Annotated in this window: 27 protein-coding genes; 1 reads left to right on the plus strand and 26 read right to left on the minus strand. The window is 69.1% G+C overall.

The window, feature by feature from the left end:
• Position 1 precedes the first annotated feature (1 nt).
• From SK803_RS12480 to SK803_RS12555, 16 genes are all read right to left on the minus strand, one after another.
• Positions 2–706: an SDR family oxidoreductase gene (locus tag SK803_RS12480; protein WP_319966101.1), complete on the minus strand. Its 705-nt coding sequence runs from the start codon at positions 704–706 to the stop codon at positions 2–4.
• Positions 684–1,385, minus strand: a complete 702-nt coding sequence (locus SK803_RS12485) for a phosphoribosylaminoimidazolesuccinocarboxamide synthase (protein WP_319966102.1) — start codon at positions 1,383–1,385, stop codon at positions 684–686. Before SK803_RS12485 ends, SK803_RS12480 begins: the two co-directional genes overlap by 23 nt.
• A gap of 18 nt (positions 1,386–1,403) precedes the next feature.
• Positions 1,404–2,204, minus strand: coding sequence for an MTAP family purine nucleoside phosphorylase (locus tag SK803_RS12490; RefSeq protein WP_319966103.1), 801 nt, complete (start codon positions 2,202–2,204; stop codon positions 1,404–1,406).
• Positions 2,205–2,228: 24 nt separating this feature from the next.
• A complete protein-coding gene (locus SK803_RS12495; RefSeq protein ID WP_319966104.1) occupies positions 2,229–3,389 on the minus strand; it encodes an MFS transporter in 1,161 nt (386 codons plus the stop codon).
• A complete protein-coding gene (locus SK803_RS12500) occupies positions 3,386–4,039 on the minus strand; it encodes a histidine phosphatase family protein (RefSeq protein ID WP_319966105.1) in 654 nt (217 codons plus the stop codon). Before SK803_RS12500 ends, SK803_RS12495 begins: the two co-directional genes overlap by 4 nt.
• A gap of 6 nt (positions 4,040–4,045) precedes the next feature.
• Positions 4,046–5,212 (minus strand): adenosylhomocysteinase, encoded by a 1,167-nt coding sequence (locus SK803_RS12505; RefSeq protein WP_319966106.1) that lies wholly within the window; start codon positions 5,210–5,212, stop codon positions 4,046–4,048.
• The gene (locus SK803_RS12510) at positions 5,209–6,399 is read right to left on the minus strand and encodes an adenosylhomocysteinase (RefSeq protein WP_319966107.1); all 1,191 of its coding nucleotides are present in this window, start codon (positions 6,397–6,399) and stop codon (positions 5,209–5,211) included. Before SK803_RS12510 ends, SK803_RS12505 begins: the two co-directional genes overlap by 4 nt.
• Entirely contained in the window at positions 6,396–7,205 is an 810-nt protein-coding gene (locus SK803_RS12515; protein WP_319966108.1) for an S-methyl-5'-thioadenosine phosphorylase, read from the minus strand. The genes SK803_RS12510 and SK803_RS12515 overlap by 4 nt, the downstream gene beginning before the upstream one ends.
• Complete coding sequence (locus tag SK803_RS12520) at positions 7,198–8,598, minus strand: hypothetical protein (protein WP_319966109.1); 1,401 nt, start codon at positions 8,596–8,598, stop codon at positions 7,198–7,200. Before SK803_RS12520 ends, SK803_RS12515 begins: the two co-directional genes overlap by 8 nt.
• A 38-nt stretch (positions 8,599–8,636) precedes the next feature.
• Positions 8,637–9,890 carry an adenosylhomocysteinase gene (gene ahcY, locus SK803_RS12525; RefSeq protein WP_319966110.1) on the minus strand — a complete coding sequence of 418 codons (1,254 nt, stop codon included), beginning with the start codon at positions 9,888–9,890 and terminating at the stop codon, positions 8,637–8,639.
• Positions 9,891–9,897: 7 nt separating this feature from the next.
• Positions 9,898–10,833, minus strand: coding sequence for a carbohydrate kinase family protein (locus tag SK803_RS12530; protein WP_319966111.1), 936 nt, complete (start codon positions 10,831–10,833; stop codon positions 9,898–9,900).
• Entirely contained in the window at positions 10,830–11,228 is a 399-nt protein-coding gene (locus tag SK803_RS12535; RefSeq protein ID WP_319966112.1) for a RidA family protein, read from the minus strand. The genes SK803_RS12530 and SK803_RS12535 overlap by 4 nt, the downstream gene beginning before the upstream one ends.
• Positions 11,225–11,941 carry an SDR family oxidoreductase gene (locus SK803_RS12540; RefSeq protein ID WP_319966113.1) on the minus strand — a complete coding sequence of 239 codons (717 nt, stop codon included), beginning with the start codon at positions 11,939–11,941 and terminating at the stop codon, positions 11,225–11,227. Before SK803_RS12540 ends, SK803_RS12535 begins: the two co-directional genes overlap by 4 nt.
• The gene (locus tag SK803_RS12545; RefSeq protein WP_319966114.1) at positions 11,938–12,528 is read right to left on the minus strand and encodes a DJ-1/PfpI family protein; all 591 of its coding nucleotides are present in this window, start codon (positions 12,526–12,528) and stop codon (positions 11,938–11,940) included. The genes SK803_RS12540 and SK803_RS12545 overlap by 4 nt, the downstream gene beginning before the upstream one ends.
• Entirely contained in the window at positions 12,528–13,586 is a 1,059-nt protein-coding gene (locus tag SK803_RS12550; RefSeq protein WP_319966115.1) for a hypothetical protein, read from the minus strand. The genes SK803_RS12545 and SK803_RS12550 overlap by 1 nt, the downstream gene beginning before the upstream one ends.
• Positions 13,587–13,662: 76 nt before the next feature.
• Positions 13,663–14,742, minus strand: coding sequence for a Gfo/Idh/MocA family protein (locus SK803_RS12555; protein ID WP_319966116.1), 1,080 nt, complete (start codon positions 14,740–14,742; stop codon positions 13,663–13,665).
• Positions 14,743–15,149: 407 nt separating this feature from the next.
• On the opposite strand from SK803_RS12555, the gene SK803_RS12560 reads away from it, so the two are divergent.
• Positions 15,150–16,352 carry a cupin domain-containing protein gene (locus tag SK803_RS12560; protein WP_319966117.1) on the plus strand — a complete coding sequence of 401 codons (1,203 nt, stop codon included), beginning with the start codon at positions 15,150–15,152 and terminating at the stop codon, positions 16,350–16,352.
• Between the two features lie 10 nt (positions 16,353–16,362).
• On the opposite strand, the gene SK803_RS12565 is transcribed toward SK803_RS12560, so the two are convergent.
• The 10 genes from SK803_RS12565 to SK803_RS12610 all read right to left on the minus strand — a co-directional run bounded on the left by SK803_RS12565 (position 16,363) and on the right by SK803_RS12610 (position 26,387).
• Positions 16,363–17,304 carry a hypothetical protein gene (locus SK803_RS12565; protein WP_319966118.1) on the minus strand — a complete coding sequence of 314 codons (942 nt, stop codon included), beginning with the start codon at positions 17,302–17,304 and terminating at the stop codon, positions 16,363–16,365.
• Positions 17,305–17,708: 404 nt separating this feature from the next.
• Positions 17,709–18,401 carry a Crp/Fnr family transcriptional regulator gene (locus tag SK803_RS12570; RefSeq protein ID WP_319966119.1) on the minus strand — a complete coding sequence of 231 codons (693 nt, stop codon included), beginning with the start codon at positions 18,399–18,401 and terminating at the stop codon, positions 17,709–17,711.
• On the minus strand, positions 18,398–18,955 hold the full coding sequence (locus SK803_RS12575) for a hypothetical protein (RefSeq protein ID WP_319966120.1): 558 nt from the start codon (positions 18,953–18,955) through the stop codon (positions 18,398–18,400). Before SK803_RS12575 ends, SK803_RS12570 begins: the two co-directional genes overlap by 4 nt.
• Positions 18,942–20,048: an SPFH domain-containing protein gene (locus SK803_RS12580; RefSeq protein ID WP_319966121.1), complete on the minus strand. Its 1,107-nt coding sequence runs from the start codon at positions 20,046–20,048 to the stop codon at positions 18,942–18,944. The genes SK803_RS12575 and SK803_RS12580 overlap by 14 nt, the downstream gene beginning before the upstream one ends.
• Complete coding sequence (locus SK803_RS12585) at positions 20,045–22,297, minus strand: hypothetical protein (protein WP_319966122.1); 2,253 nt, start codon at positions 22,295–22,297, stop codon at positions 20,045–20,047. The genes SK803_RS12580 and SK803_RS12585 overlap by 4 nt, the downstream gene beginning before the upstream one ends.
• Positions 22,294–23,010, minus strand: a complete 717-nt coding sequence (locus SK803_RS12590; RefSeq protein ID WP_319966123.1) for a nucleotidyl cyclase domain-containing protein — start codon at positions 23,008–23,010, stop codon at positions 22,294–22,296. The genes SK803_RS12585 and SK803_RS12590 overlap by 4 nt, the downstream gene beginning before the upstream one ends.
• A gap of 11 nt (positions 23,011–23,021) precedes the next feature.
• Positions 23,022–23,726 (minus strand): protein DA1, encoded by a 705-nt coding sequence (locus tag SK803_RS12595; protein WP_319966124.1) that lies wholly within the window; start codon positions 23,724–23,726, stop codon positions 23,022–23,024.
• Entirely contained in the window at positions 23,723–24,679 is a 957-nt protein-coding gene (locus SK803_RS12600; protein WP_319966125.1) for a protein kinase family protein, read from the minus strand. Before SK803_RS12600 ends, SK803_RS12595 begins: the two co-directional genes overlap by 4 nt.
• The gene (locus tag SK803_RS12605; RefSeq protein ID WP_319966126.1) at positions 24,676–25,653 is read right to left on the minus strand and encodes a protein phosphatase 2C domain-containing protein; all 978 of its coding nucleotides are present in this window, start codon (positions 25,651–25,653) and stop codon (positions 24,676–24,678) included. The genes SK803_RS12600 and SK803_RS12605 overlap by 4 nt, the downstream gene beginning before the upstream one ends.
• Positions 25,653–26,387, minus strand: a complete 735-nt coding sequence (locus SK803_RS12610; RefSeq protein WP_319966127.1) for a vWA domain-containing protein — start codon at positions 26,385–26,387, stop codon at positions 25,653–25,655. The genes SK803_RS12605 and SK803_RS12610 overlap by 1 nt, the downstream gene beginning before the upstream one ends.
• Positions 26,388–26,398: the final 11 nt, after the last annotated feature.

Here is a 26,398-nt window from a genome sequence, read left to right on the forward strand (position 1 = left end):
ATCAGACGGCCTGCAGCCGGTCGAGGCCGGTGACCAGCGGCGCGGGCAGCACCGACGGCCGCAGCTCGATCTCGCCCGCGACCATGTCCGTCGGCGCCACGGCGAGCCAGGCGACGAAAGCCGCGACCGAGTCCGTGCTCATCTTGAACTCGGACTCGTCGCCGTCGAGGTTCGCGATCGCGCCCGGCGAGACGAGCGTCGTCCGCACACCGTGCGGCCGTTCCTCCAGCAGCAACACTTCGCACACGGCCTTCAACGCGGCCTTGGTCGCGCAGTACGACGCGCCCTGCTCGAAGAAGTGCGTGCCCGCGTGGCTGCCCATCAGCACGATCTGGCCGCGTGACGCGCGCAACGCCGGCAACGCCGCGCGAATCGCGACCAGCACGGACGTCAGGTTCACCGTGAGCGCGTGCTGCCACTCCGAGGTGTCGAACGCCGCCACCGACGCGAAGTACCGCTCGACCGCGTTGTGCACGACCAGGTCCAGCCGGCCGGCCCGGTCCACGACCGTGCCGACCGCCGCCTCCACAGCGTCCACATCGGACAGGTCGGCGACCACCTCGCGCTCGTGCCCGGTCGCCGTGCGGTTGAGCCGCCACACGCTCATCCCGGCCTTTTCCAGCCGGGTGGCGATGGCGAGCCCGGTGCCGCGGTTGGCTCCCGTGACGAGGGCGACCTTGCCGTCAGGCGCGATGTCGGACGTCATCGATCAGCTCCTGCCACTTCGCGACGATGGTCTCCGGGTCCGCGCCCAGGCGGAACAGGTCCTTGTCCAGCGGTGCACCGTCCGGGTCCCGCAACCGCATGCAGTCCGGGGACACCTCCGAGATGATGATCGGCTCACCGTCGTGGTCCTCGGCGATCACCAGGCAGAAGTCCCACAGGTCGAGCGGCGCGAGCCACTCGCGCAGAACCTCGTTGGTGCGCAACGCCGTCTGGTGGAACGCCTCGACCGGCACGCCGAGCAGGCGCAGGTAGTCCTCGCCGATCGGCTGGTCCTCCGGGTCGGTCCGGTAGTCGAACTTCACCACGGGACGGGCGAACCGGTGCCCCTCCTCGAACAACCCCGGGTACTTGCGGATCGTCGAGCCCGTCGCGATGTTCTTCACGATCACCTCGAACGGCGGCGCCGGCCGGTACTTCGCGACGTAGCTGATGGGGCCCGACCGCTCCAGGAACGCCGTCCGCACCCCGGCGGCGGCGAGCTTGGCCGCCGCCAGCTCGTAGAAGTCGAGCCGGGGCCTGCCGGTGTCCTCGACCATCTCGTCGCGGTCGAAGGTGAAGCTGCGCAGGCTCGGCACGAGCTCCACTTCACAGGTGTCGCCGTCACGCAGCCAGAGTCGCTTGGAACGCCCCTCGACGTCGGGGGCCTTGGTCTTCGTCATCGTCGTGATCCCCCCGAATCAGAGCCAGCACCCGTCCATGGCGGAGCGGCAGTGGCACGACGCGTCGTCCGTCAGCGCGGCCACCACCTTGCGCACCACCGGTTCGACGCGGTGGATGTTGTTCTGGAACTCCTCCACGATCTCGCGGTGCAGGATCGGCGGTTCCCCGCTCTCCGGCTTGATCACCTCGGAGATGACGCCGTAGTCCGTGCAGTAGGACAGGTTGACGTAACACATCTCCAGCTCGCGGGCGACCGACGCCTCGGTCGACTGCGTCATGTTGATGACGTCGGCGCCCCACGAGTTGTAGAGCCTGCTCTCCGCCTTGGTCTGGAAGCGGGGCCCGTTGATGATCACCGCGGTCGCATCGGGGTGCACGACCTCGTCCACACCATCCAAAGAGGACAGTGCTTCCTTCCGCAACCGGTGGCAGTACGGCTCCGCGCAGTCGGCGTGCGCACCACCCGGCTTGTCGAACACCGACCAGTTCCGGCCCCAGGTGAGGTCGATGAACTGGTCGATGAGCAGGAAGTGGCCCTTGCCGACCCGCGTGGAAAGGCTGCCGACGACGTTGAAGCCGAGGATCTGCTTCGCGCCGAGCTCCTTCATCGCCGCCACGTTCGCGGTGTAGGGCACGCGATGCGGCAGGTACTCGTGCTCGCGGCCGTGCCGCGGCAGGAACCCGATCGTCTTGCCCGCCCACTCCGCGATGGTGATGGGCGAGCTCGGGTCGCCGTACTCGGTCTTGACCTCCACTTCCTTGGTGCCCTCGAAGAACTTGTAGAACCCGGTACCCCCGATGAAACCCAGATCGATCACGAGAACTCCTCCCCCGAAAGGTGTTTAACGCGAACGCCCCCACAGCAGCCCGAAGAGGGACAGCACCGCGACGAACGCCGCGAACCCGTTGAACGCGGCTCCCAGGCCGACCAGCGTGATGAGCCCGCCGACGCCGAAGCTCGCGATGGTGGTGCCGAGATAGCACCAGATGAAGAACAGCGAGATCGCCTTGCCGCGACTCGCGTCGTCGGCGTGCACGGCGACGAGCTGAGTCGCACCCTGCAGACCAAAACCCTGACCGATGCCGCACAGAACCGCTGCGGCGACGATGAACCAGATGCTGGAGAACACCACGCCGCCCACCAGCGCGAGCGAGCCGACGGCGTTGAAGACGAGTCCGAACCCGGTGACACCGAGGTCGCTGCGCTTGAGGTGCACGGCACCGAAGATCGCGGACAGGATGAAGCACAGCGCGACCAGGAACCCTTGCACGCCACCGCTGCGCACGCCCACGATCGACTCGAGCACGACCGACCCGAGCGAGGCGAGCAGGCCACCGGACGCGAAGGCGCAAAAGCCCGTCAGCAACGCGATTCGGCCAGGAACGCCGGACAGCATGGACTTCACGACCGAGCCGATCGGGGCCTGGTCACCCGCACCGGCGCTGAGCCCGGCCGGCACGCGCATGAACGGCATCACGGCGAGCGTCGCGACGATCTGCACGACCCAGACCAGCTGGCCCTTCCACGGCGCGAACTCCAGCAGAAGGCCGCTCCACAGCGGACCCGCCGCGAGACCGACCGCGTTCGCCGACGTGGTGAACCGGCCGACCGTCTTGTTCACGTTGGAGAGGTCGAGCTGGGCGAGCAGCACAGGGACCGCGCCAGTGAACACACCGAGCACGACGCCCTGCACCAAATGTCCCGCGAACAACGCGAACGCACCGTTCGCGTAGAGGAACATCACGTCGGCGGCGATCGACAACACGCAGGCCCAGACCAGCACGTACCTGTGGTGCACGATCCTCGGCATGACCATCAGGCCGACGAGCGTGCCCAGGACGTACGTCGCGAACAGCATGCTGACGGTCGCGGCCGTGATGCCGAGAGTCGCCTGGTAGACCGGGTAGAGCGGAGCGGGCAGGCCGCTCGGCATGTGCAGCAGCATCAAGCCGAACGCCAGCACGAGAGCGGAACGGCGCGCGTCCTTGGTCAGGGTGCTCATGCCGCCACCTCGGCCTTGTCCGGCGCGGTCCGCCACTCGTCCGGCAGGTGGCTGACGTCGCCGATCGCCTTGAGAGTCACCCGATCGCCCGCGAACCGCAAGTGCGACAACGACCCCACGGAGACGTTGCCGATCTCGCGATAACGAGAGGGTGGGAGGCCGAGGAAGAAGGAGAGCACGAGTCGCACAGGCGCTTTGTGAGTCACGACGGCGATCTTCCCACCCTCGCGCAAGGCGTCCCGGACGGCCGCGACGGCTCGTGCCATCACCGCCAGTCCGGTCTCTCCACCAGGCGGTGAGAACAGCGCCGGGTCGAACTCCCAGCGCCGCAACAGCTCCTGGTCGACGTCCGCGGGGAGCAGGTCCTCCCACTCACCGAAGTGCAGCTCGCGCAACCGTTCGTCGGCCGTGACCGCCACGCCGTGCTGTGCCGCGACCAACGCCGCCGTCGCACGGGTGCGTGCCGCCGGGCTCGTGTACACCGCACGCACCCCGGACAGCGCGGGGTGCCCACCGACGAGTTTGGCCATCTGCTCGCCGGCCGGCGTGAGCACGCCCTCGTGGGAGCCGCAGAACCTGCCCTGCGGGGTGCAGTGGGTCTGCCCGTGCCGGATGAGCACGAGTTCGCCGTGGAGTCCTTCAGCACGCATCGTTTCCTACTTCTCGTCCAGCTGGATGCCCAGCGCCTTCGCCAGCGCCGCGGCCACGTACTCGTCGCACTCGGGCGGCAGCGCGTGCAGCCCGGGAGCCAGGTCGGCCGCCTTCGGCAGGACCAGCTGCAGGGCCAGCACCTGGCTCGCGAAGGTCACGTCCATGACCTCGCTCGCGTTCCCGCGTCCCGCCGAGAGGTTGACGATGTGCCCGCCTCCCAGCAGCTCCACGGTGTTCCCGTTGGACAGCGTCAGTTCCTCCAGCCCGGGCGCGAGCTCCCTGCGCCCGGTGGCGAGCGCGGAAAGCGCTTCCTGGTCGATCTCCCACGGCAGGTGCCCGCCGTTGGCCAGCACGGCGCCGCTCTTCATCGCGAGCAGGTCGTCCCGCCCGATCACGCCCGGTTTGCCGGTGACAGTGCAGAAGAAGTCACCGATCCTGGCGGCCTCGCGCATGGGCAGCACCTCGTAGCCGTTCAGCACGGCGAGCAACGCCTTGGTGGCGCTGACCTCCGTGACGACGACCCGCGCACCCAGCCCGCGTGCCTTCTGCGCGACACCGGATCCGACCCGGCCGTGCCCGGCGACCACGAACACCTTGCCCGCCAGCAACCTCGCGCTGACCGTGGCGATCGTCTCGACCAGCGACTGCGCAGTGCCGTGCGGGTTGTCGACCGCGTCCTTGCCGAACGACTCGTCGCTCTTGATCACCGGGAACCGCAGCGGGCCGACGCCGGCGAGAGCCGCGAGCCCGTCCGGCGTCTTCTCGGTGGCGAGCACCGGTGCCGGCAGGTGCGCGAAGTCCCGGTGCAGCGCCGTGATCAGCACCGCGCCCTCGTCCAGCACCAGCGTCGGGCCCTCGGGCCACACGCTGAGCACCTCGTGCGCGCCGCGGGCGAGGTCGGCGTCGGACATGCCGCGCTTTCCGTGCACCACAACACCGTCCCGGCGCATGGCCGCGGCGATCTCCTCGTCGGTGGTGGTCGTGCTGGACGCGCACCACACGATCTCGGCGCCGAGCGCGAGCAACGTCCGCACCTGCACCGCGGTCTCGGCGGTGACGTGCCCGCACAACGCGATCCGGTGGCCGTTCAGCGGTGCGACCTCACCGAACTCGCGCCTGATGGCCGCCAGCACCGGCATGCGCGCGGTCGCCGTGTCGAGCTTCACCGTCATGCCGCTGCCTCCTCGTCGATCCGGATGCCCATGGCGGCGAGCTTGCGCCGCGCCACGTCCTCGTCCTGCTCCGCCGTCACCTCGTGCACACCGGGAGCGGGGACCTCCGCACCCAGGCCCAGCGTCGCGAGCGCCTGGTTGGCGAAGGTCACGTCCATGACCTCGCTGGGATTCCCCTCGCCCGCCGCGAGGTTCACCAGGCCGCCGCCCGCCAGCAGGTCGACGTACCGGCCGTCGCGCAGGTGGTGCCTGGCCACGTGCGGCCGCACCTGTTCCACCTCGGCGGTGCGCGCGGCGAGGTCGGTGAGGTTGATCTCGGTGACCGAGTGCCCGGTGTTGCACAGCACCGCGCCCGACGGCAGGACGTCGAGCTGCTCGCCCGTGACGACGTCCGGGTAACCCGTCGCGGTGCACAGGAAATCGGCCTGCGCCGCGGCCTTCACCGGGGACAGCACTTCGAAGCCCGCGAGCCGCGCGCGAACCGCGGTTTCGTTGCTGCGGCACGTGACGATCACCCGTGCGCCGAGACCGGCCGCGCGGATGGCGACACCCCGGCCGACGTGCCCGAACCCGGCGACGACGAACCGCTTGCCGGCGAGCAGCGCGCCGGTCGCCCGCAGGATGCCGTCGATGGTGGACTGACCGGTGCCGTAGGTGTTGTCCACCTCCCACTTGGTGACGATGTCGTTCACCGACACCACGGGGAAGTCGAGGTCCAGCTCGCGGACGCGCCGCGATCCCTCGGTGGTCTTCTCGGTCGCGGCGACGAGCTCCGGGAACGCCGACCGGTCGCGCACGACCCGTTCGATCATGCGGGAACCGTTGTCCAGCACGATGGTCGGACCCGCCGGGAACGCCTTCAGCACGTCGTCGATGCCCTGCTCGACCTCGGCCGTGGTCATGCCGCGCCGCCCGAAAACCCGGACACCCGCGGCCCGCAGCGCCTCCGCGACCTCGTCCTGCGTCGACACCTCGTCACCGCCCGTCCACGCGACCTCGGCGCCGGCGGCGACCAGGAGTTCCACGAGGACACCGGTTTCCTTCGTGAGGTGCACGCATCCGCTGATGCGGTGCCCCGCCAGCGGACGGGTGCGTTCTGCCTCGCGCTGGATGCCGTCGAGCACGGGCATCTGGGAGCGTGCGAAGCGGAGCGCGCCGCGCCCCGCCCGCACCAGTTCCTCGGTCACGTGCGCGCCCCCGCGAGCGCCGCCTGGCAGCCGCACTCCGCCGACTCCGGCATCGCGCCGACCAGCCGGCGCACGATGTCCAGCACCCGCTCGGAGTCCGCGCTGAACGCCTTGAGCACGCCCTCGTGCGTGACGACCTCCGCACCCTCCTCGCCGACGATCTCGGCCGCGGCCACGTCGTAGTCGGTGATGTAGGAGAGGTTGGCGTAGCAGAGTTCGAGCTCACGGGCGAGCACGACCTCCGGGTACTGCGTCATGTTCACCAGGTGCCAGCCCTGGCCGGAGAACCACCGGCTCTCGGCCCTGGTGGAGAAGCGCGGTCCCTGGATCACCACGACGGTGCCGCTCGGGTGCACGGTCGCGTCCGCGCCGACGAGCGCCTTCGCGGAGTTCTCGCGCAGCCGGGCGCAGTACGGGTCCGCCGAGCTGATGTGCGCGCCGATGTCACCGGAGAAGAACGTGTCGGGACGCCCGGTGGTGCGGTCGACGAACTGGTCGACCAGCACGAAGTCGCCCTTGCGGTACTCGGGCTGCAGGCTGCCTACGGTGTTGAACGCGACGATCTGCCGCACGCCGAGCTGCTTGAGCGCCCACAGGTTCGCCCGGTACGGCACCTCGGACGGCAGGTAGTCGTGGTTGCGCCCGTGCCGCGGGAGGAACGCGACGCGGCGGCCGGAGACGGTGGCGATGCTGATCGGTGCAGACGGCTCGCCGTAGGGCGTGCTGAGCTGCACGTCCTCGGCGTCCTCGAGGAACTTGTAGAAACCTGTGCCGCCGATGATGGCGATGCCGACCTGGTCAGTCATGGACTACTCCCCAATTGATTCCGTTTGTCAGCTGTTCCTCAACGGAGCGCACGAGCGCACGGGTGGCGTGCTCGTCGCCGAGTTCGCCGTACACCCGCACTCCCCCCTCGGTCGTGGACGCGCGCAACAACAGCCATTGGCCGTCGGGCAACCAGAACTTCGTGCCGTCCACCTCGGTGATCTCGATCGGGTCCAGCCCGCACGTGCGCAACGCCGTGAGCCCCGCCGCGCGCGGGTCCGCCCCTTCGACGTCCACTTTGGACTCGAACCAGCAGAGTCCGCCCACCCGTGCGCGCAGGTCGTCCAGCAGCGCGGCGAGCGAGGATCCGGTGCCGCTCAGCAACTCCGCCAGCAGGACGATCGCGGCGAACGGGTCGCGGTCCAGGCCGAACTCGGTGAAGCTCAGGTCCCCCACCGCCCCGCCCGCGACGTCCACGCTGTTCGTGGCGAGCAACGGGGACAGGTGTTTGAAGCCGACCCCGACCTCGTGCACCGGCGCGCCGATGCGCCGGGCCACCTCGCGCACCGCCGTCCCGGTCGACGTCGTGACGGCGACGCCCGCGGTGGGCACGCCGAGCTTTTCCCGGCGCTCCAGCAACAGCGCCAGCAGTTCGGACGGCTGGACCGTCCTGCCCAGGTGGTCCAGCAGGTAGATCCGGTCGCCGTCACCGTCCAGCACGATCGCCAGGTCCGTGCGGTGCCCGGCGGCCCGCTCCCGCGACGCGGGGACCGAGGGGTCGGGCACGATCCCGCCGAAGTCCGGATCCGGTGTGCAGGCGACGCGGGTGACGGTCCAGCCGAGGCGTTCGCACAGCCGCGCCACAGGTTCACCGGCGACGCCGCCGAGCCCGTCGACCGTGACGGCGAGCGGCCGTGGTGTGCCGGCGCGGGCCAGCACTTCCTCGATGTGCTGGTCCACCAGGGCGTCCGCCGGCTCCGCCACGAAGTCGTCGCGGGACGACACGTCCAGCCGCCGCACCTGGAAGTGGGCGTCGATCTCGGCTTCCAGGTCACGTGGCAACGGGCATCCTGGCGCCACCTTGACCTTGAGTCCGTTCCACCGCGCCGGGTTGTGGCTCGCGGTGACCAGCAGGGCGATGTCCGCGTCCCCGCGCCGCACGGCCGCGGTGGCGGTCGGGGTGGGCAGGTGCGGCACCAGCCGCACCTGCCGGGCTCCCGCCGCGAGCGCCGCGCGGGCCGCTGCCTGAGCGGCCTCGGCTCCGGCGCGACGCCCGTCGTGAGTCACCAGCACGACCGGAGCACCGGTGGTGAGGCCGACGCGGTCGACCACGCAGGCGGCGAGCAGACTCACCCCGGAGACGGTGAAACCGTCGCCGATGACGCCGCGCCAGCCATCGGCACTGGCCTTCAACCCCAACTGCGGCACGCTCACGTCGAACCTCCCCCCGGTTGCTCGGCAGTGCTGTCTGATCAGGTGCCGACGCGCCAGTCGGTCAGGTAGCTCTGCTGCGCGTCGCTCAGGGTGTCGATGGTCACCCCGTACGCCTCCAGCTTGGCCGAGGCCACGATGTTCTCGATCGACCGCGGGATCTCGTGCACGCCCGGCTTCATCGAGGCGGCGTTCTCGATCAGGTACTGGACACCCAGCGCCTGCGTGGAGAACGTCATGTCCATGACCTCGGCCGGGTGGGCCTCGGCCGCGGACTGGCCGACCAGGCGGCCCTCGGCGAGCAGGATGATCCGCGGACCGTCCGCCAGCACGTACTCGACGCAGTTCGGACGCAGCTCACGGCGGTCCACCGCGGCCTTCTGCAGCGCCTCGACCGCGATCTCGACGTCGAAGTGACCGGAGTTGCAGATCACCGCGCCGTCCTTCATCCGCTCCATGTGCGAAAGCGTGATGACGTCCCGGTTTCCGGTCACCGTCACGTAGATGTCGCCGTGCGCGAGCGCGTCGTCCAGCTTCATCACCAGCAGGCCGTCGAGCTTGGCCTCCAGCGCGCGGATCGGGTCGATCTCGGTGATGATCACGTTGGCGCCCATGCCGCGCGCCCGCATCGCGACACCGCGGCCGCACCAGCCGTAGCCGACGATGACGACGGTGGAGCCCGCGAGCAGCATGTTCGTCGCGCGCAGGATGCCGTCGATCGTGTTCTGACCGGTGCCGTAGCGGTTGTCGAACAGGTGCTTGGTCGCCGCGTCGTTCGTCGGCAGCACCGGGTACTTCAGCGCGCCGTCGGTCTCCATGTTGCGCATGCGCAGCACGCCGGTCGACGTCACCTCGGTGCCGCCGATGATGTCTTCCAGCAGCTGCGGGTAGTCGTTGTGGATGATCGACGTCAGGTCGGCGCCGTCGTCCACCACGATCGTCGGCCGGATGTCGAGCACACCCTGCACCTGCTTGTAGAACGTCTCGCGGTCGCAACCGTAGATCGCGAACACCTCGGCGCCGATGTCGCGCTGAATGGACGCGGCGACGTCGTCCTTGGTGGACAACGGGTTCGACGCGCACAGGGCCAGCTCGGCACCGCCGGCGACGAGCGCCTTGCACATGTTCGCGGTCTCGGTCGTGACGTGCAGACAGGCCGCGATCCGATGGCCGGCGAACGGCTTGGTCTCGGCGAAGCGCTCAGCGAGCGCGGCCAGGACCGGCATCCGGCGCGAGGCGAACTCGATCTTGGTCTGCCCCGCACCTGCCAGCGAGATGTCTCGCAGCATGCTCATGGTTGATTTACCCGTTTCTGTTTTCGGACACGTGAAGTAGGAGGTCCGGCATCGTCGCGAGCCGGGACCTCGCCCCAGTGGCACCCACAGCGAGTGCCCCACTCACGTTAGCGGTAGCCAAACGACTACGTGCGGTGACGCCCGCGAGCTTGGTCAACAGGTAGGTGGCGGCGAACGCGTCACCCGCGCCGGTCGGATCCACCACCGGTACCCGGCGTGCGGGCATGACCACCTCGTCACCGTCGTGCCGCAGCATCGAGCCGTCGCCACCGAGCGTCACGACGAGCTCGCCCGGCACGTCGACCACGTTCCCGGCCAGCTGGTCGCGTTCGGCCCGGTTGACGAACACCACGTCGCAGTGCGGAACCACCTGTGCCGCAACGGGATGAGCGGAGTAGACACCACCGGGCGTCCAGCACAGCAGGCTCTTGCGGCGGCGGACCGCGCGCAACGCCTCGGCGTTCGGGTCGAACAGCATCACGGCGTCGTACTCGTCGTCGACGACGTCGAGCAGGTCGGCCGCGCCGAACGAGTCGTTCGCGCCGCGGATCAGCAGCATGTAGTGCTTCTCCCCGAACACCGGGATCACCACGCGTCCGGTCGGCTGGTCCGCGCGCCGCCGCACGCCCGTGACGTCGACACCGCGTTCGACCAGGTCGGCGATCAGCAGATCACCGTCCGGGTCCTGGCCGACGGCGCCGGCGACGCTCACCTGGATGCCGAGCGCGGCGAGCGCAGAAGCGCAGTTCCCCGCGTGGCCACCGACGAGCGTGGTGGCCGTGTGCACCTCCACCGCGCCCTCGTCCGGCGGCTGGTCACCGCCGGTCTCCAGGATCAGGTCGACGTTGAGCGATCCGACGACGAGGACGCGTGCCCCCGCCGCGGCCGCCCGCAGCCGATCTCCGTCCACTTCGGACAGAGCTTGGTCCAGCACCGGGCTCATTTCGGCTCCACCACGGCGATTCCGCTGATCTCGACCAGACAGCCGTCCTCGACGAGGCTCGACACCTCGACGAGCGCGCTCGTCGGCGAGGGGTCGTCGAGCACGCGGTTGCGCACCCCCGACACCGCGGCGAAGTCGCGTTTCACGTCCACCACGTAGATCACCAGGCTGACCAGGTCGGCCAGCGTCGCGCCCGCCTGGGCGAGCACCTGCTCGATGCGGTCGAACACGACCTCGGTCTGCTTCGCCGCGTCGCCGGGGCCGAGGACGTTGCCGTGCGCGTCCGTCGCGACCTGGCCGCTGACGAACACGAACCGGCCGCCGTCGACGGAGAGCCCCGGCGAGTACTTCCCGACCGGCTTGGAATGTCCTTGGGGGATGAGCGTGGTCTTCATGTCACCCTCTCCGGGAATGGGCCGTAGCTGGAGGTCATCGCCGCGAACTCCAGGTGCCGCACCTCGACGTGACCTGGCAGGTCGAAGAGGCCGCCGACCACCTCCGCGACGTCGTCCGCACTGAGTGCGCCTTCGCGCGTCCCTGGTGCGGCTTCGGCATAACTGCCCTGGAAGTGCGTGTCGACACGGCTGGGCAGCAGCGCGCTGATCCGCACGCCGTTCTCCCGCACCTCACGCCGGACGACCTCCAGCAGTGCCGCCATGCCCGCCTTCGACGCCGTGTAGGCGGCGCGTTCGGCGTGCGGGTAGCGCACCGAGTCGGAGAGCATGCCGACGACAAGTGCTTGTGCCGCAAGCTTTGGCAACACCGCACGCAGCACGTGGTACGGGCCGTCGAGGTTCGTCCTGACCGTGGCGGACCACGTGTCCGGCGTGACCTCGCGCAACGGTGCCCACCTGCCGCTGCCGGCGTTGAGCACGACCCCGGTGAGCTGCGGCAGCGTTCGCGCCGCCGCCTCCACCTGAGCCGCGTCGCCGACGTCGACCGCGGTCGTGCGCACCTGGACGTCACCGGCCTCGGCGGCGACCGAGGCCAGCGCGTCCTGGTCACGTGCCCACAGCAGCAGGTCGAAACCGGACTTCGCCAGCCGCCGCGCGACCGCCGCGCCGATGCCCCTGCTCGCGCCGGTCACCAGCACCCAGCCCCGCGTCACGACGCCCTCCTGCCTGGCCGGGTCTCCATCCGCGTGGAGATCGGTTCGACGAGGTCCGCCGCGAAGTCCGCGAGCAACGCGAACGCGAGGTCGACGGACTTCACCGAGTCCCGGTGGTCACCGCCGACCGTGCTGACCCGCCCGTCGCGCACCAGGCCGGAGACGACGTCCCCGACCGGGTGCGCGCGGAGCAGTTCACGTTTCCCGTGGTGCACAGCCACTCTGCGGCCGTCCGCGAGCCCGGCCGCCGCGATGAGCAGGGTGCCGGAGCAGACCCCGTACATCGCCGCGCCCCGGGAATCGGCCGCCCGCAACACTTCCCGCAGTCCGGCGTCGGCCGCCGCGTCCACCGCACCGCGCCCGCCGGGCACGACGACGGCGTCGGCGGACTCCACCGCGGCGAGATCGGTGCCCGCCGTGAAGGTGACGCCGCCCGACCCGGTGACCTGCTCGTCGCGTGCCGCGATGCGCACGTCGAACCGCGGTGCGGCCTTCGCGAGCACGGAGTACGCGCCGAACAGGTCGAGCTCGTCGACTCGCGGGTAGGCGAGCACGACGACCCGGACGGGAGCGGTGGTGGCTGCCATCACTGACCTGCCGTGACTCCGTCGAGCTGCTTCAGCGACTCGCGCACGTCGGCAGCGGAGTACTTCGGGTGACCGCCGGCCGGCGACTTCAGCACCGGCACCGCGGCGGCCGAGAAGCCACCCGCGTTGACGCGCTTCGCCGCCGCCGCGACCCGGATCAGGTCGATGATCACGCCGGCCGCGTTGCTGGAGTCCTGCACCTTGAGCTTGAGGTCGAGCGAGACCGGCGTGCCGGCCCAGCCCTGACCCTCCACGTTGAGGATCGCGACCTTGTTGTCCTTGAGCTGCCCGATGAACCCGGCGGACGGGATGACCTCGACCCGCGAGGTGTCGACGCCCTCCTGAGCCAGCGCGTTCAGCTTCGACTGGCGCTTGCTCGCACCGGCGTCGCGCAGGTTGCGGAAGTCCTCGTTGCCACCGAAGTTCAGCTGGTAGCTGCTCGACAGCGTGAGGCCGCGGTCGCTGAGCAGACCGAGCAGCACGCGGTGCACGACCGACGTGCCGAGGTGGCTCGCCAGGTCGTCACCGATCAGCGGCACACCCGCCGCCTCGTACGCGGCCAGCAGTTCCTCGTCGCGCGCCGCGAGTTCTGGCGTGCAGTTGACGAACGCGACACCGGCCTCCAGGGCCGCCTTCGCGTACGCCGTCGCCGCCCATTGCAGGCCGGTCGGCAACGAGTACAGCAGCACCTCGGCACCGCTCTCCCGCAGCCTCGACACCACCGCGTCGAACTGCTGCGGGGTGAAGTCCGCCGGCAGACCCTCGTCCACGATCACATCGGGATTGGGCAGGTCGACGTCGAGGCGGGGGTAGTTGTTCGGCGAAGCCAGAACAGCGTCCCCGAACTTCGAACCCACCTTGTTGGGATGGACGTCGAACGCGGCGACGAACTCGATGTCGGAAACTCCGATACCGCCGATGCGCGGCAGTTTGATGCCGGGGAAGTCCTCCTCGGACAACCCCTCGGCCGCGAGCTTGCGGTAGTACTCGGCCCCCTGGAACAACGCCGAGATGTTGTTGCCCATACCGGCAACGGCAAGAAGGATTGGCTGTGACATTTCCGTACCCCTCCCCAGGCAGGCGAACACCGCCGATTCATCCGGGAGAATGAATCGACTGATGTTCACACACTGCTCAAATTCGGTTCAGCGAACCTGTCAGAATTACCGAAGGCGTTGCGCAGCCGAGCCGCAATGCCCCGTCTACCAGCAATTGAGCCGCATGTCCGTCCGCAAAGGACGCCGATTCCGGATCCTGTGCGAACAGCGCGGCATAGGGATTCATGGTGTCCGGACCGAACCGCACGTCCAGTTGGTCGGACTCCGCCGATCGGATGACCAGCGTGGCACTGCCGTCGTCCGGATCCGCTGTCAGCACCGCAACGCCGCGAGTGCCGGAAACCTGGATTCGGACCGTGCGATAACCACTGGAGACACGCGACACGAACACCCGCGCGCCTGCAGTTCCGTTGCTCAGCAACACCTCGGCGACGTCATCCGTCTCGCACTCCACGACCCCGGAGCCGTCGGCCGCCTGCCTCAGCGGCCACACGACCGACGCGGTCGCCGCCGTGGCGGACCAGTCCCCCGGCACGAGCCAGCGGACCTGGTCGAACAGGTGCACACCCATGTCGCCGAGTGCACCCCCACCTGCGGTTTCCCACCTGTGCCGCCACGGCCACGCCGTCGTCGGCCCAGCCAGGAAGTCGTGCCGGAACTCGAGGTCGAGATGCACGACCTCACCGAGTTCCCCCCTCGTGAGCAACGCTTTCAGCCGCCGGAACGCCGTGTTGGCCCGCCACTGGAAGGTGACCGCGTTGGCCACCCCCGCGGCTTCCGCGAGAGCGACGATCCGGCCGGCGCCCGCCAGGTCGGCGGCCAGCGGCTTGTCACTGACAACCGTCAGCCCCGCCGCCACCGCCGCCGTCAGGTATTGCTCGTGAGTAGCGGGCGGACTCGCCACGGCGACCGCGTCGACCTCGCCCGACTCGATGACCGCCAGTGGATCCGCGGTCACTTCGGCAACACCGAACTCAGCGGCCAGCTCCCGTGCATGCCCCTCATCACGAGAAAAGCCGATATACCGGACGTCAGCACCTGTACATTCCGACAACCAGGAGAGATGCTGTCGGCCGAACCCAGTACCGATCACAATTGTTCGCAAGTCCAAGCCCCCCCGGGCTGATTCTCTCTGCGTTGTCCAACACCTTGGCACAGAATCAACGGACTACGCAACCACCTTGCAAGTGCTACACAAGTGCAGGTCCCGACCCATGTATCACTGCTACTTCAAGGTGAACAACTCGTGGCCGATACCGGGCGGCTCACCCTCGATTCGGCCAACTCGACACAAGGATCAAGATGACGGACTCGGCACTGATTCCCCTGCTGAACTGGCAAAAACGCACCATGCCGGTGACCCACCGCATCATCAACGACTTGAATGGGCGCCGCGCTGCCGGTAGGCGCTTCGCTTACTGGGGTCATATCACCGCGAACTCGGTACCGCTGTTCGAGTGGCTCAAGAGCACGGGCGTGGACCTCCGACTTGGAATATGCGACCCGAACACAGCTCCACCCGAGGTCTTGGAGCATCTCTCGTCTTTCACATTTCTCGGTGACGTGGAAACCGCTGCCGAGTGGCGGCCGGAGTTCGTCTTCGACACCGGCGGCGAGCTGGTCAGCCACCTCGTCACCGCGGGCGTGCCACCCCTGGCCTCCGTCGAGTCCACGACGACCGGCATCCACGCGCTCAACGAGCTGTCCGTGGGGTTCCCCGTGCTGCAGTGGGCGGAGATCCCGCTGAAGCAGGACGTCGAACACCGCCACCACGTCGCCGCCGGCGTGCTGGGCGCCATCGCGTGGCTCACCGGCATGTCCGTGGAAGGAAAGCGCTTCCTCGTCGTCGGCTACGGCAAGGTGGGCGAAGGCGTGGCCGACCGCGCCCGCAAGCTCGGCGCCCTGGTCACCGTCGCCGAACCCCACCCGTTGCGAGCACTCAACGCCCACCTGGCCGGCCACACCGTCGTCCCCACCCCGCAGGCCGCCGCCCACGCCGCGGACTACGTCGTCACCGCGACCGGTCGCACAGGCGTGCTCGACGCCGACGTCCTGAACCGCCTGCCCGACGGCGCGATCGTCGCGAACGCCGGCCACTCCCCGGCCGAGATCGACTTCGGACACCTGAACGCAAGCCTGGTGGGCGAAGCACAACCGGGCATCGTGGAATACCGCCCGGCGGGCAAGTCCCTGTACGTCCTGGCCGGCGGCAGCCCGGTGAACCTGGCGGCCGGCCGCACGTACGGCGACGACCTCTGGGACCTCTTCAGCGCCGTCACCGTCCTGAGCTGCGACTGGCTGCTCACCGAAGGCTGGCGCACCGCAAAGCCCGGCGTGCAGCCACTTCCACTCGAAATCCAGTCCTATGTGGCCAGTGTCGCCGCCGCCCCCGCGCCATCGGCGGCCTTTCACACCACGATCAAGCCCACCACGACGGACAGTCACGTCCTCCAGGAACTCGTGGGCCCCCAACTCGGCAACAGCACGAGCCACACCGTCGCGCACTCGACGCTCGCCCCTGGCGCCGTCGTCGAAGAACACTTCCACCTGCGCACCGAGGAAACCTATGTCGTGCTGGCAGGTTCGGTCACCGTGTCGCTCGACGGCGTCCCCAGGACCCTGCACACGGGCGACGTCGTGGCGATCCCGCCCGGTGTCCACCACGGAGTGACCGCGGGAGAGGACGGCGCACGGTTCGTCGCCGTGTCCGTGCCGCCGTGGGAACCTACCGACCACCACGTGGCGCCAGGCCGGAGGACCGGGTGAGCAGCCGCGCTCACTCCTCCTGCCACTGCAGTCCGTAGCTCAGCCCCTGCTGCAGGTCGTGGAACTCGAGGGAGATGTCGCCGAGCCGGTCGACGGTCAACGCGTCGTCGCCCGGCACGAAGTCCTCGTACGCCTTGGCCGGCAGGCCACTGATCCGCCACACGTTCTTCGGCACCGCGTGCGAGCCGTAACGCACGCGGACCGAGAACTCCTCGCACCGGCGCAGCGGCGTGAAGACGTAGTAAGGCCGCATCCACCGCCTCGGATACGAGGTGAACTCGATGCTGTAGTTGTGCGCCTGGCCGAGGGTCAGCGGGGCGGGCAGCCGCACGACGAACCGCGAATGGGACGAGGACACCTGTTCCTCCGCCACGATCTCGCCGCCGTAGACCATCTCGGCACGAATTTTGAACTCGTCACCGATTTCCGGGTGACGTGGCGCGCTCATGGAGAGGATCAGTTCGTCCAGGTCGTCCACGGCCGCGATTATTCGCCGTTCCTCGGTCAGGCTCGGCAGGTCCTGGTCCAGCCGCAGAAATCCCCGGAGTGATTCCACGTACCACCCGTCCGGCGAGTAGGAACCCGATTTCCGGTCACGCATCCCCGCGTCGTGGAGCAGTTCCGCCAGAATCTTGAACGCGTTGTCCACACGTCGCCGCGCGGTACGGGGGTCACGGTCGTAGGTGTTGGCGAGCCAGGCGACGCGCTGGTCCAGGAACTCGCCGGCGGCGTCCGGGTGCAGGCCGAGCGCCACCGTCGCGGCCAGGTGCAGGTCGCTCGGCAGCTTCGCGCTCAGCTTGGTCAGCTGAAGGATGATCTTGCGCCTGACCAGGGCGGGGTGGTCGAGGTCGGTCACACCGCACACGGTGCGCAGCGACAGGCCAACGCGCTCGTGCAGGTCGTCCGCGCGCAGACCTCGCCCCCTGCGGATCTCCTTGAGCTCGTTGAACATCTGCTGACCTTCCACCGACCACCACCGCCTCTCTCACCGTGGAACACCACGGTTCCGTGCGCACCCCACAAGGCGCGCCATCAGAAGAGCAGAACCAACAGGCAGAACACAATCTCCACGATCGAGTGACTCTCCATATTCCACACCCCCTTTCATGCCGAAATCGAGCAGGGCAGGGTGACGGAGCGACACAAATTATTCCCACCGATTCCCGAAGTGAACCGAACTAGAAAGCAGCACCGACGAGGAATCCGAGCAACATGCCCACGGCGAACATCAGGAAACCCATCTTCAGCAAGGTTCTGATCGACAGCCAGAGTGTCATCGCCTTTTCTCCCCTCGATGCCCGCGAGAACAAGAATGCCCCGGCCAGCGGGCCGGGGCATCGACGGATGACGGTGTCGCTACCTGCCATTTGGCGGGTAGCCGACGAGGGCGCGCAGCACGTCCGGACGACCGATCGTCACACGGGCTCTGCTGCTGGACACGATCCCACGATCCCGCAGCACCGCGAAAGCCCTGGCCACGGAACGCGCCGAGGCGTCGACCTGACTCGCCACGTCCTGCTGGCTGAGCTTGATGCGCAAGGTGATGCCGTGACCGGCAGGGACTCCGTGCAGGTCCACCAGCCGCAACAGGCACGCGGCCACCCGGCGGGTCACGTCGAGCGACGCGAAGAGCGCCCTCGCCTCGCCCAGTTCGACGAGGCGCGCGGACAGCTGTTTGATCATCGCCATCGAGATCGCCGGCCGGGTGTGCAGCAGGTCCACGAACTGTTCGCGGCGCAACTGCGTGACAGCAACGTCTTCCAGCGCGCGAACACTCGCCGTGCGGTCCGTGCCGTGCACAGCGGCGAGGTCACCGACCGCGTCACCAGGACCGCGAAACGCCAGCAGCAGATCGCGGCCGTCATCGGTGGAGACCGACACCCGGACCCAGCCGTTCAGCAGGACGAACACGTGATCCGTTGGATCTCCTTGGCGCAAAAGCACTTCGTCGGACGAGAACACGCGCCGCACACCCGCGTCCATGACGATCGCGCGCTCACCGCCGGGCAGGTGGTCGAAGATCGACCCCGGCACCCACGGCCCGCTCATCGGGCCCCCTTGACCTTCTGCTCGTCGAGCCACGTGCCCGCGCCGGTCGTCCACTGGGACACGGGGGTCACACATCCAGCAGGACCAGGCAAGCAGGTGTTCACGTTCCACAGCAAGAAGAACAGGAAAACGAACGCAATGACGAACGGTTTCGGCCTCTTCTGGAGCCATGCCAGCGCGCGGACCAGCCCGGTGGCCGCCGACTTAACGGCCGTGTTCCCGGCGACCACCGCGTCACCGTAGAAGTAGACGACCGACGGCAGGGACAACCGCAGCCGCGTCAGCGTCCGGGTGAACACGAACTCGGGCAGCAGGACCAGCACCATCACCGTGTCCGCCACCGCCTCGACGACCGGCCGCGCCGCGAGCCGCAGCAACGGGAATCCCCTGCGCACCAGGAACCCTGTCACCACGTAGAGCAGCACCACGAGCAGGAAGAACTCAGCGGTCTGGGCGAGCCACGGGTTCATCCCCGCGTCCAGCAGGGCCTTGTCGAGCGGCTCGACGAGCAACCCGGCCAACGGCACCTCGCCCAAGCCGCTAGTCGTCGTCATCGTCGTCCTCCCCGAAGTCCGGGGGCAGATCGAGGAGGATCTCCGCGGTGATCGGCCCCGACGAGATCTGGTCCGCCATCGGCCGCGGCGGCGCTGCGTTGATCGACAGGCCGGGCGCGGGGGCGGGGGCGGGAGCCGGCAGGCCGAGCGACGCCCTCGACAGCTGGTTGGCGATGACGGACGACGCCTGGCTCATGATGCCCTGCACGTCGCTGTGGTTGACCAATCGGTTCTCCAGCAAGGAGTTGAGCAGGTCCTTCGCCGTTTCGAAGTCCATCCGGTCGCGCTGCATGAACAGCGCGAGGACGTTGTTCACCTCGGCCGGGCTGCTCGCCAGCTGCAGCGCGACGAGCGAGTCCTGACCTCCCGCGAGAGCTTCGCCGTAGAAGACCATCCGCCGCTGGGTGAGAGTCAGCTGGTGTTCGGTCTCGGCCCGTTCGCGCGTGTGCCGGGTCCTCTCCTGCACCTTTTCGAGCTCGGCGTTCTGGTGCAGGGCGGTGGTCTGACGCGCGTACTCCTGCGCGTTCCACTCGTGCTGTTTGCGCTTGCGCAGCTCCTCGAGCGCGGGGCCGTCCAAGGTCAGCGACACCGAACAGTGGACCAGCTGCACGCCCTGCGCGAGCATCAGCGGGCCCTGGTCGGAGAAGTAGCGGATCATCGCGCGTTCGGCGGCGGACCTTTCCTCGATGGCGTACGAGGTGCTGATCTCGCTCAACGTCTGACGCAGGTAGGGCGCGAGCACGTGGCCGGCGTCGACCAGGCTGGTCTGCACCGCCTCGCACGGATTGCCGATCCGCCATCGCGCCATGACCTCGGCGTGGAACGGGAACGCGTCCTCCTGCGCGATCACGTCGAGGACGAGGGTGTACGGGTGCACGGAGGTGTCCACCAGGTACACCGAACGCGGCCGGTTGATCGCGATCTCGCCGGCGGTGAGCGGCCGGTCCGACTGGTAGAGCTGGCCTCGCCGATCCAGGTAGACGGTGGCGCGCTCGCCACCGGGCATCGGGCGGTCGCGGAACAGGTCGCTCCTGCTCGGCTCCAGCTTGGTGATGAGCGCGTTGGCGGCCGAGTTCTGCTGTGGCTGGTTCACGATTGGTGGTCCTCACGATCGAGTACGGCGATCAGCTCGACGACGGCGTCGACCGGGCCGTTGCGGCCCCTCGCCCAGCGGATCAGGTTGTGGCGCAGGGATGTCCGGCTACCGGTGGTCCGGACGACGTCGACGAGCAGCGCGCCCAGCGGCTCGCGTTGCGCCTCGTCGCGTTGCGCGATGTTCACCCAGCGCCGGACGACCTCGTAGGTCTCCGGCATGAAGAACGGGGCCTCGATCGCCCTGGCGATCAGCTCCACGACGGCAGTCCGGTGCTCGCCCTCCGCCACCCGCAACAGGCCAGGCCACGGTTCCGCGCTGCCCTCGACCTCTGCCTCGAGGAAGGTGCACAGCTGGAGCACGCAGTTGAGCCCGACCGCGCGCACCCGGATCGACCGGGCGAGCGTCCAGCTCAGCAACGCCTCCAGCACCAGGCCGAGCCGGTCGAGGTCGAGCGAGAGGTTGGTGATCGAGTCGGCGAGCGCGATGATCATCGCTTCCTCGTCGGTGTCCGCCGCCTTGCGCAGCAGTTTGAGCACCCGCGCCGGTTCCATGATCGGCAACGTGCCGAGGACGGCGACCGCGGCGATCCGCCGGCCGGTCGCGGTCTTGCCCCGCAGCCACCAGGTCAGCATGCGGTTGATCAACGGCTGGAGGTGCGGCTGCATCATCGGCAGCCGCAGCGCGCCGATGACCGCCTGGCGTTCCCAGTCGTGCCGGATGTCGGCCCACGGTTCCAGCACGTGCCGGCGCACGTGATCGAACTCGGAGAGGCTCAGCAGCCCCACCGCGACGCCCGCACGGGTCCGCACCTGCCGGTCCGCCGAGCTGCCGAGGTCGCACAACCACTTGCGCACCACCTGATGCGCCTCTGGGTACTCGCGCCAGACGTGTTCCAGCACTCGGCGCGGCCTGCGCCGGTCGCGGTACCGGACGACCTCGACGGTCAGGCTGCCGAGGTCGCTGTCCTCCACCGACGTGGTGATCTCGGCGTGCACCCGCTCGACGAGGCTCAGCCGGCGCACGGCGAAAACGTCGCGCACCCGCGCCCTGCGATCCGGGACCTCCGCGGCCTGGATCGCCTTCGCGAGCTTCGTCGCGGCCTCCGAAACGACCTGCAACGGCATGCCGTCGAACACCGCGAGGGCGATCGCGAACGCCCTCTGCTCGTTGTCACCGAGACCGTCGAACCATTCCCGGAACCCGGACTCCGCGGTGCGCGTGTAGCTCTGCCGCAGATCGTCGATGTCCCGTTGCCCCAGCACGATCTGCGAGAGGCCGCGGCCGAAGTCGGCCAGGTCGTGTGCGCGCGCGGTGACTCCGACGACCTCCTCGACCAGCTCACCGAACTCGGGGTAGTCGTCGAGCTGCTGTCCCGGTTTGCCCGAGACCGTCAGCTGCACCTGGAAGTGGCTCGCCACCAACGCCCTGCCGTCCGCGAGCTGCGCGGTGTCGACGAGGTAGTGCGCGAGCTCGTGTTCCCGCATCGCGGTGCCCGCGTCGACGAGCACGATCATCCGGGCCCGCGAGCTCTCGAGCTGCCGCTGCCACAGCCCGAGGGTGTACTCGTTCAACGAGGCCGCCTGGTCGACCTCCAGCGACTCGAGCAGGTACCCGTGGTCGTCGTCCAGGGTGAGCGTGCCGGACGGGTTGCGCAGGCTGGTGTCCGGGCTGAGCTTGGCGACGCCCTCGGCGCACTCGCTGCCCAGCAGGTGCAACGCGGTCGCCGTGCGTCCCGAACCGGCAGGCCCTCGCAGCAGCACGATCCACTGGCTGCGCAACCGTTCCCGCAGCGTGTCGTAGCTCGCCGGCGCGACGAACGTGGCCGTGACCGAGCGGATCACCTCGGTCGAGATCGGGCCGCTGGGCACCGCGCGATGGGACGCGCCACCGGGCTGGCCGAGCGAACCCGCGTCGACGAGACCGATCGAGCTGGTCAGGAAGACGTTGCCGATCGAGCGGTCGCCGAGGATCGCGGCGACGGCGTTGTCCAGCGCACGAGTGTCCTGGAAGAGCTTGCGGGCGTTGCGCGGATCGGAGGCGTTGCGCTTCGCGTCGGGCGGTTCCTCCTGGCCACGGGCCTTGTGCTGCTGCTCCTCCTTGTCCGGCTTCTCGGACTTCTCGGCTTTCTCGGCCTCCGGCGCGGGTTTGCCCTCCGCGTCCGAGGCGGGTGGCGCCGGGGCTTCCGGCTTGGGGTCCGGTTTCTGCTCGACCGGGTCCGGCGGCTTGGCCTGGCCGTCGTCGCTCATCGGGGACCTCGGAAGTAGTTGCGGGCGTCGACCTGCCCGATCTCGCCGGCCTGGACGACGTTGCCGGTGACGGTTCCGCTGACGCTGTTGGTCACGTCCCGCTTCCGCGACAACGGCTCGGTTTCGGCAACGGCCTGCGGAACGGCGGCCGGCACGGGCGGGCTCAGGTAACCAGGCACCCACGCCCACGCGACGCCGTCCTTGATCTCGCCGAAGCTGTCCTTCGGCAGCTTGCTGTAGCCGTGCTTCACCACGGTGCCGAACACGTGGTCGGAGACGATCACGATGGCCTGCGCGCGATGTGCCGCGCTCAGCGTCTCCTTCGCCTCCGGGAGGTCGCAGATGCGGAACGTCTTGGTCAGTTCCTCGCTGCTCCACCCTCTGGGGTCGCGGTGCACGAGTCCACTGTGGATGGCGATGCGCAGGCGCAGCCACGCCGGCGGGTCGACCGTCGCGTTGTAGCGGGACAGTTCGTCGACCAGCTTCTGGGTCAGCTTCGACAACACCGCGATGACGCTCGCGTCGGCGATGACCAGCACGCCGTCGCCCCTGTCCTCCGTGACGGTCAAGCCGCCGAGCAGGCCGGCGGCGGTGATGCCCTCGTGCAGCATCGTGTAGAGCTGACGGCGCAGCACCGGCAGCTCCTCGTTCTCCCGGCTGCTGGACTTCTCCATGTCCACCACCAGGAACGTCCTGGTGACCGGCTCGCTCATGTCGTTTCCTCTCACGGCAACTCTCCTCGCGCGCAGATGTGGTCGAGCACAACGGCGATCCCGTGCCGCACCACGGCTTCGCGCACAAGGCGGTAGCCACCGCCGTAGACCGGATCGGGGTTCTCCAGCGCGGACTGCCGCAAGGTGTCGGCGAACGGCGTGCGCTGACGCTTGAGCCAGGCGCCGGCGAACAGCTCGCAGACGCCCTCCTCCAGGGTGTGGTCGAGGCCGGGCGCGCCGCGCTGGGCGAGCCACGCGTGACCGATCTCGTGCACGACCGTGGCGCAGAAGTGGGTCTCGGTGAGACCACCGGCGATCTCGATCCCGAGCACGTCCGTGACCGCGGTGTCCTCCCAGACGCGCTGCAACGTGCGACCGAGGCACAACGACCGCGTGTCGGGGTTCATGACGTCGGGGTCGACCAGGGTCACCCGTACCCGTTGGGGCAACGCGATTCCGAGCGCGGCCATGTCCGCACGTACGCGCGGGATGTGTTTTCTGGCGTCCTGCTGTGTCTCCACGGCGACGCTCACGCAGGTCGGGCAGCGCACAGTCGTGGAGGTGAACCTGGCCCAACTCCGTTCGCCGGCGTGGCGTGGCCTCACGCACAGCGTGCACCTGTCCACGACGGGGTGCGTGGCGCAGGTCGCCTCACCGTGCAACGAGATCTCGTAACTGTTCATCGGCGGCAGGCCGCAGACCGTGCAGGACGTCATGGAGCCTGCACCCACCTCTTGGTCTTCGGGTCGCGCTTCCAGCCGGACGTCGACGTGACCGGCGCCGGGGGTGCGGGTGCGCTCTGCCGCCGGACCACGGGCTGCAGGCCGTCGAAGAAACGGCCCCAGTCCTGCGCGGTCGGCCGATCGGCCGGACGGCGGCTCAACGACGCGCGCAGCAACGCCCTGCCTTCCGGCGCCAGCACGGCGTTGGCCCTGGCGGGGTCGCGCGACACCGACCCCATCGCGCCGGGTGCGAGGCAGCGCAACACGAACAGGCCGAACTTGTAGAGGTCGGTGGCCTGGCTGAGCAGGTCCTCCGGTGGATCCCAGTCGGGCGCGTTGAGCTGCTTGACGACCGCCGACGAACCCTTGATGCGGATGGCGTCGCAGTCGACGAGCATGACGCACGGCCGGCTGCCGAGCCGGAACACCGCGTTCTTCGCGTTGATGTCACCGATCACGAGATCGTTGCGGTGCAACAGGTGCAGTGCGGCGGCGAAGTCACGGCAGACCAGCAGGCGCTGGGCAGCCGTGGGCGCGGGCATGCCGAGCCTGGTGGCGCGGTCCGGATCGATGAAGAGGTGCTGCACCTCCCGCAGGCTGCGTTTGGCCTGCCCGCTCGGCAGAAACCGGTCCTCGAAGAAGTCGTCGGGGATGAGCGGCATCAGCACGCCGCTCACCGCCCCTTCCTGCTCCACGATCCGCACCGGCCACGCCGTGAGCCGGTCGAGCCGTTGCCGGGTCGCGACGTCCATGCGCAGACGCCGCGTGACGACGGCGTTCAACCCGTGCGGCGGCACGTGGCCGGGCTTGTACTGCTTGTACACCAACGGTCCGGCCACGTCGTCGAGCGTGATGGCCGGTGCCAGGAAGACCTTCGCCTGGCCGCCCGCGCCGAGCTGCCCGCCGAGCGGGCCCAGCGCGTGCAGACCGATGGTGTGTGAACTCACCGCGCGCTCACCGGCCACACCGCGACCACCGTGCGGTCGTCGTCGAAGCTCTTGCGCGCGAAGCCGATCTGCGCCGCGAACTCCACTCCGGACGCGGGCGGCCGCGACCAGACGTCCGCGAGGAACCGGCCGACCGGGCCCGTGCCCTGCCCGAGCGGGTCACCGATGCCGTCGGTCATGAGCACCAACGCCTCACCCGCGCGGATCGTCGTCCGCACCGGCACCGGATCGGTGACGGGCGGCAGAGGCAGTGCCTGCACGCTCGCCGAGTACACGTCGGCTCCGTCGTTCTTGACCGCCTCCTGCGGTTCCCACTGGCCGCCCTCGCGCAGCACCCACGCCGAGGTGTCGCCGACCGTCACGACGTGCGCGGTGTGCACACCTTCATGTGCCCGCAGGTCGACGACCGCGTACAACACGGTGGTCGCGAGCCGGTGCGCGACCTCCCGCAGATCACACTTCTCCGCGTCGAGATCTTCCCTGCCCCGCAACAACTTCCGGCCGTAGCGCTCGATCGCGCCCGCCACCCCTCGAACGAACTGTCCCCACGGCAGGTCCGCTGGTTCGGTGCGTTCGAGAAGGCCGGCGAGCCACTTGGTGCCCCACCGCGCGGCGAGTGTGGCCGCCTTGTGCGACAGCTCGCCGGACGAGACCCCGTCCGCGACGCAGATCACCAGGTAGCGCCCGTCGGACGTGCGGCGGTACCCGTACTCGTCCTGCCGCACCCGCCCGTAGGCCCGGTGTGCCAAGCCGCGCACGCTCGCCGCGCGCACCTCGACGAGCCGCGTCCGCCCGTCGCGCAACGTGAACGCGTCGAGCACGGTGTCCCTGCGGTCCCACGCGCTCTCGTCGGGCAGCGGCACCACACCCGCGGCGGCCCGTCCGGGGTCGCCGACCACGTACAGGTCGACGTACCCCTGCCACTTCCCCTCCGGCGCCGGTTCCACCGGGCCGGTCTCCGTCGCCGCCGCCATCAGACGAAGTCGTCCGAGGAGTGGGCGCTGATGCCCGGCGGCAGGTCCTGCTTGGCCGGCAGGATCATGCCCGAGCTGCCCTGCGCCATGCTCTGCCCGGACGCGAGCATGCTGGAGATGAGGATCTCCGCGATGGCCGCGATCGCGTCCGCCGGGTTCTGCCCCTGCTCCATCAGGTACATCTGCATCTGCTTCGGCCCACTCGCCGGGTGGATCAGCGTCGCGAGCGTCCTCGGGTTGGCCTGATCCACACCGCACGGCACGAAGTTCGGGTAGGTCGAGAAGCCCTGCCCCGACGCCTTGTCGTACCCCGTCAGCTCCTGGAACGCCGTGCGCCACTCGTGCTCGGGATCCGTCGGCTCGCCATCGCTGATGAAGAACACCGCGGGCCGGTGCACGAGATACCCGTCGGCCTTGAGCTGCTTGACGTTGATCTCGATCTCCGACCGCAACAGCCGGAACGCCGCCGCGTACGACGTGGCACCGCGAATCGTCAACGGTGGCAACGAACTGTGCTGATCGAGCACGTCGCACAACGGCAGGCGCACCTGGGCGTCCGAACCGAAGTCGATCACGCAGAACCGCACCTTGTCGGCGAGGATCGGCGCCTCGGCGAGCGCGTCGACGACCTGCGGCATGATCTGGTTCGCCTCGTCGAGCTTCCGTCCCGACATCGACGCCGAGACGTCGATGAGGACGTAGAACGGCAGGATTTTGGCTTTCTCGCTCTCCACGCGGAGATCTC

Source organism: Lentzea miocenica (genome assembly GCF_033949945.1).
Lineage (GTDB): Bacteria > Actinomycetota > Actinomycetes > Mycobacteriales > Pseudonocardiaceae > Lentzea > Lentzea miocenica.

Bases quoted from the DNA above. Each gene is read 5' to 3' on its own strand.
- SK803_RS12480 (WP_319966101.1), bottom strand. From the start codon at position 706: ATGACGTCCGACATCGCGCCTGACGGCAAGGTCGCCCTCGTCACGGGA.
- SK803_RS12485 (WP_319966102.1), bottom strand. From the start codon at position 1,385: ATGACGAAGACCAAGGCCCCCGACGTCGAGGGGCGTTCCAAGCGACTC.
- SK803_RS12495 (WP_319966104.1), bottom strand. From the start codon at position 3,389: ATGAGCACCCTGACCAAGGACGCGCGCCGTTCCGCTCTCGTGCTGGCG.
- SK803_RS12500 (WP_319966105.1), bottom strand. From the start codon at position 4,039: ATGCGTGCTGAAGGACTCCACGGCGAACTCGTGCTCATCCGGCACGGG.
- SK803_RS12505 (WP_319966106.1), bottom strand. From the start codon at position 5,212: ATGACGGTGAAGCTCGACACGGCGACCGCGCGCATGCCGGTGCTGGCG.
- SK803_RS12515 (WP_319966108.1), bottom strand. From the start codon at position 7,205: ATGACTGACCAGGTCGGCATCGCCATCATCGGCGGCACAGGTTTCTAC.
- ahcY (WP_319966110.1), bottom strand. From the start codon at position 9,890: ATGAGCATGCTGCGAGACATCTCGCTGGCAGGTGCGGGGCAGACCAAG.
- SK803_RS12530 (WP_319966111.1), bottom strand. From the start codon at position 10,833: ATGAGCCCGGTGCTGGACCAAGCTCTGTCCGAAGTGGACGGAGATCGG.
- SK803_RS12535 (WP_319966112.1), bottom strand. From the start codon at position 11,228: ATGAAGACCACGCTCATCCCCCAAGGACATTCCAAGCCGGTCGGGAAG.
- SK803_RS12545 (WP_319966114.1), bottom strand. From the start codon at position 12,528: ATGGCAGCCACCACCGCTCCCGTCCGGGTCGTCGTGCTCGCCTACCCG.
- SK803_RS12550 (WP_319966115.1), bottom strand. From the start codon at position 13,586: ATGTCACAGCCAATCCTTCTTGCCGTTGCCGGTATGGGCAACAACATC.
- SK803_RS12565 (WP_319966118.1), bottom strand. From the start codon at position 17,304: ATGTTCAACGAGCTCAAGGAGATCCGCAGGGGGCGAGGTCTGCGCGCG.
- SK803_RS12570 (WP_319966119.1), bottom strand. From the start codon at position 18,401: ATGAGCGGGCCGTGGGTGCCGGGGTCGATCTTCGACCACCTGCCCGGC.
- SK803_RS12575 (WP_319966120.1), bottom strand. From the start codon at position 18,955: ATGACGACGACTAGCGGCTTGGGCGAGGTGCCGTTGGCCGGGTTGCTC.
- SK803_RS12585 (WP_319966122.1), bottom strand. From the start codon at position 22,297: ATGAGCGACGACGGCCAGGCCAAGCCGCCGGACCCGGTCGAGCAGAAA.
- SK803_RS12590 (WP_319966123.1), bottom strand. From the start codon at position 23,010: ATGAGCGAGCCGGTCACCAGGACGTTCCTGGTGGTGGACATGGAGAAG.
- SK803_RS12595 (WP_319966124.1), bottom strand. From the start codon at position 23,726: ATGACGTCCTGCACGGTCTGCGGCCTGCCGCCGATGAACAGTTACGAG.
- SK803_RS12605 (WP_319966126.1), bottom strand. From the start codon at position 25,653: ATGGCGGCGGCGACGGAGACCGGCCCGGTGGAACCGGCGCCGGAGGGG.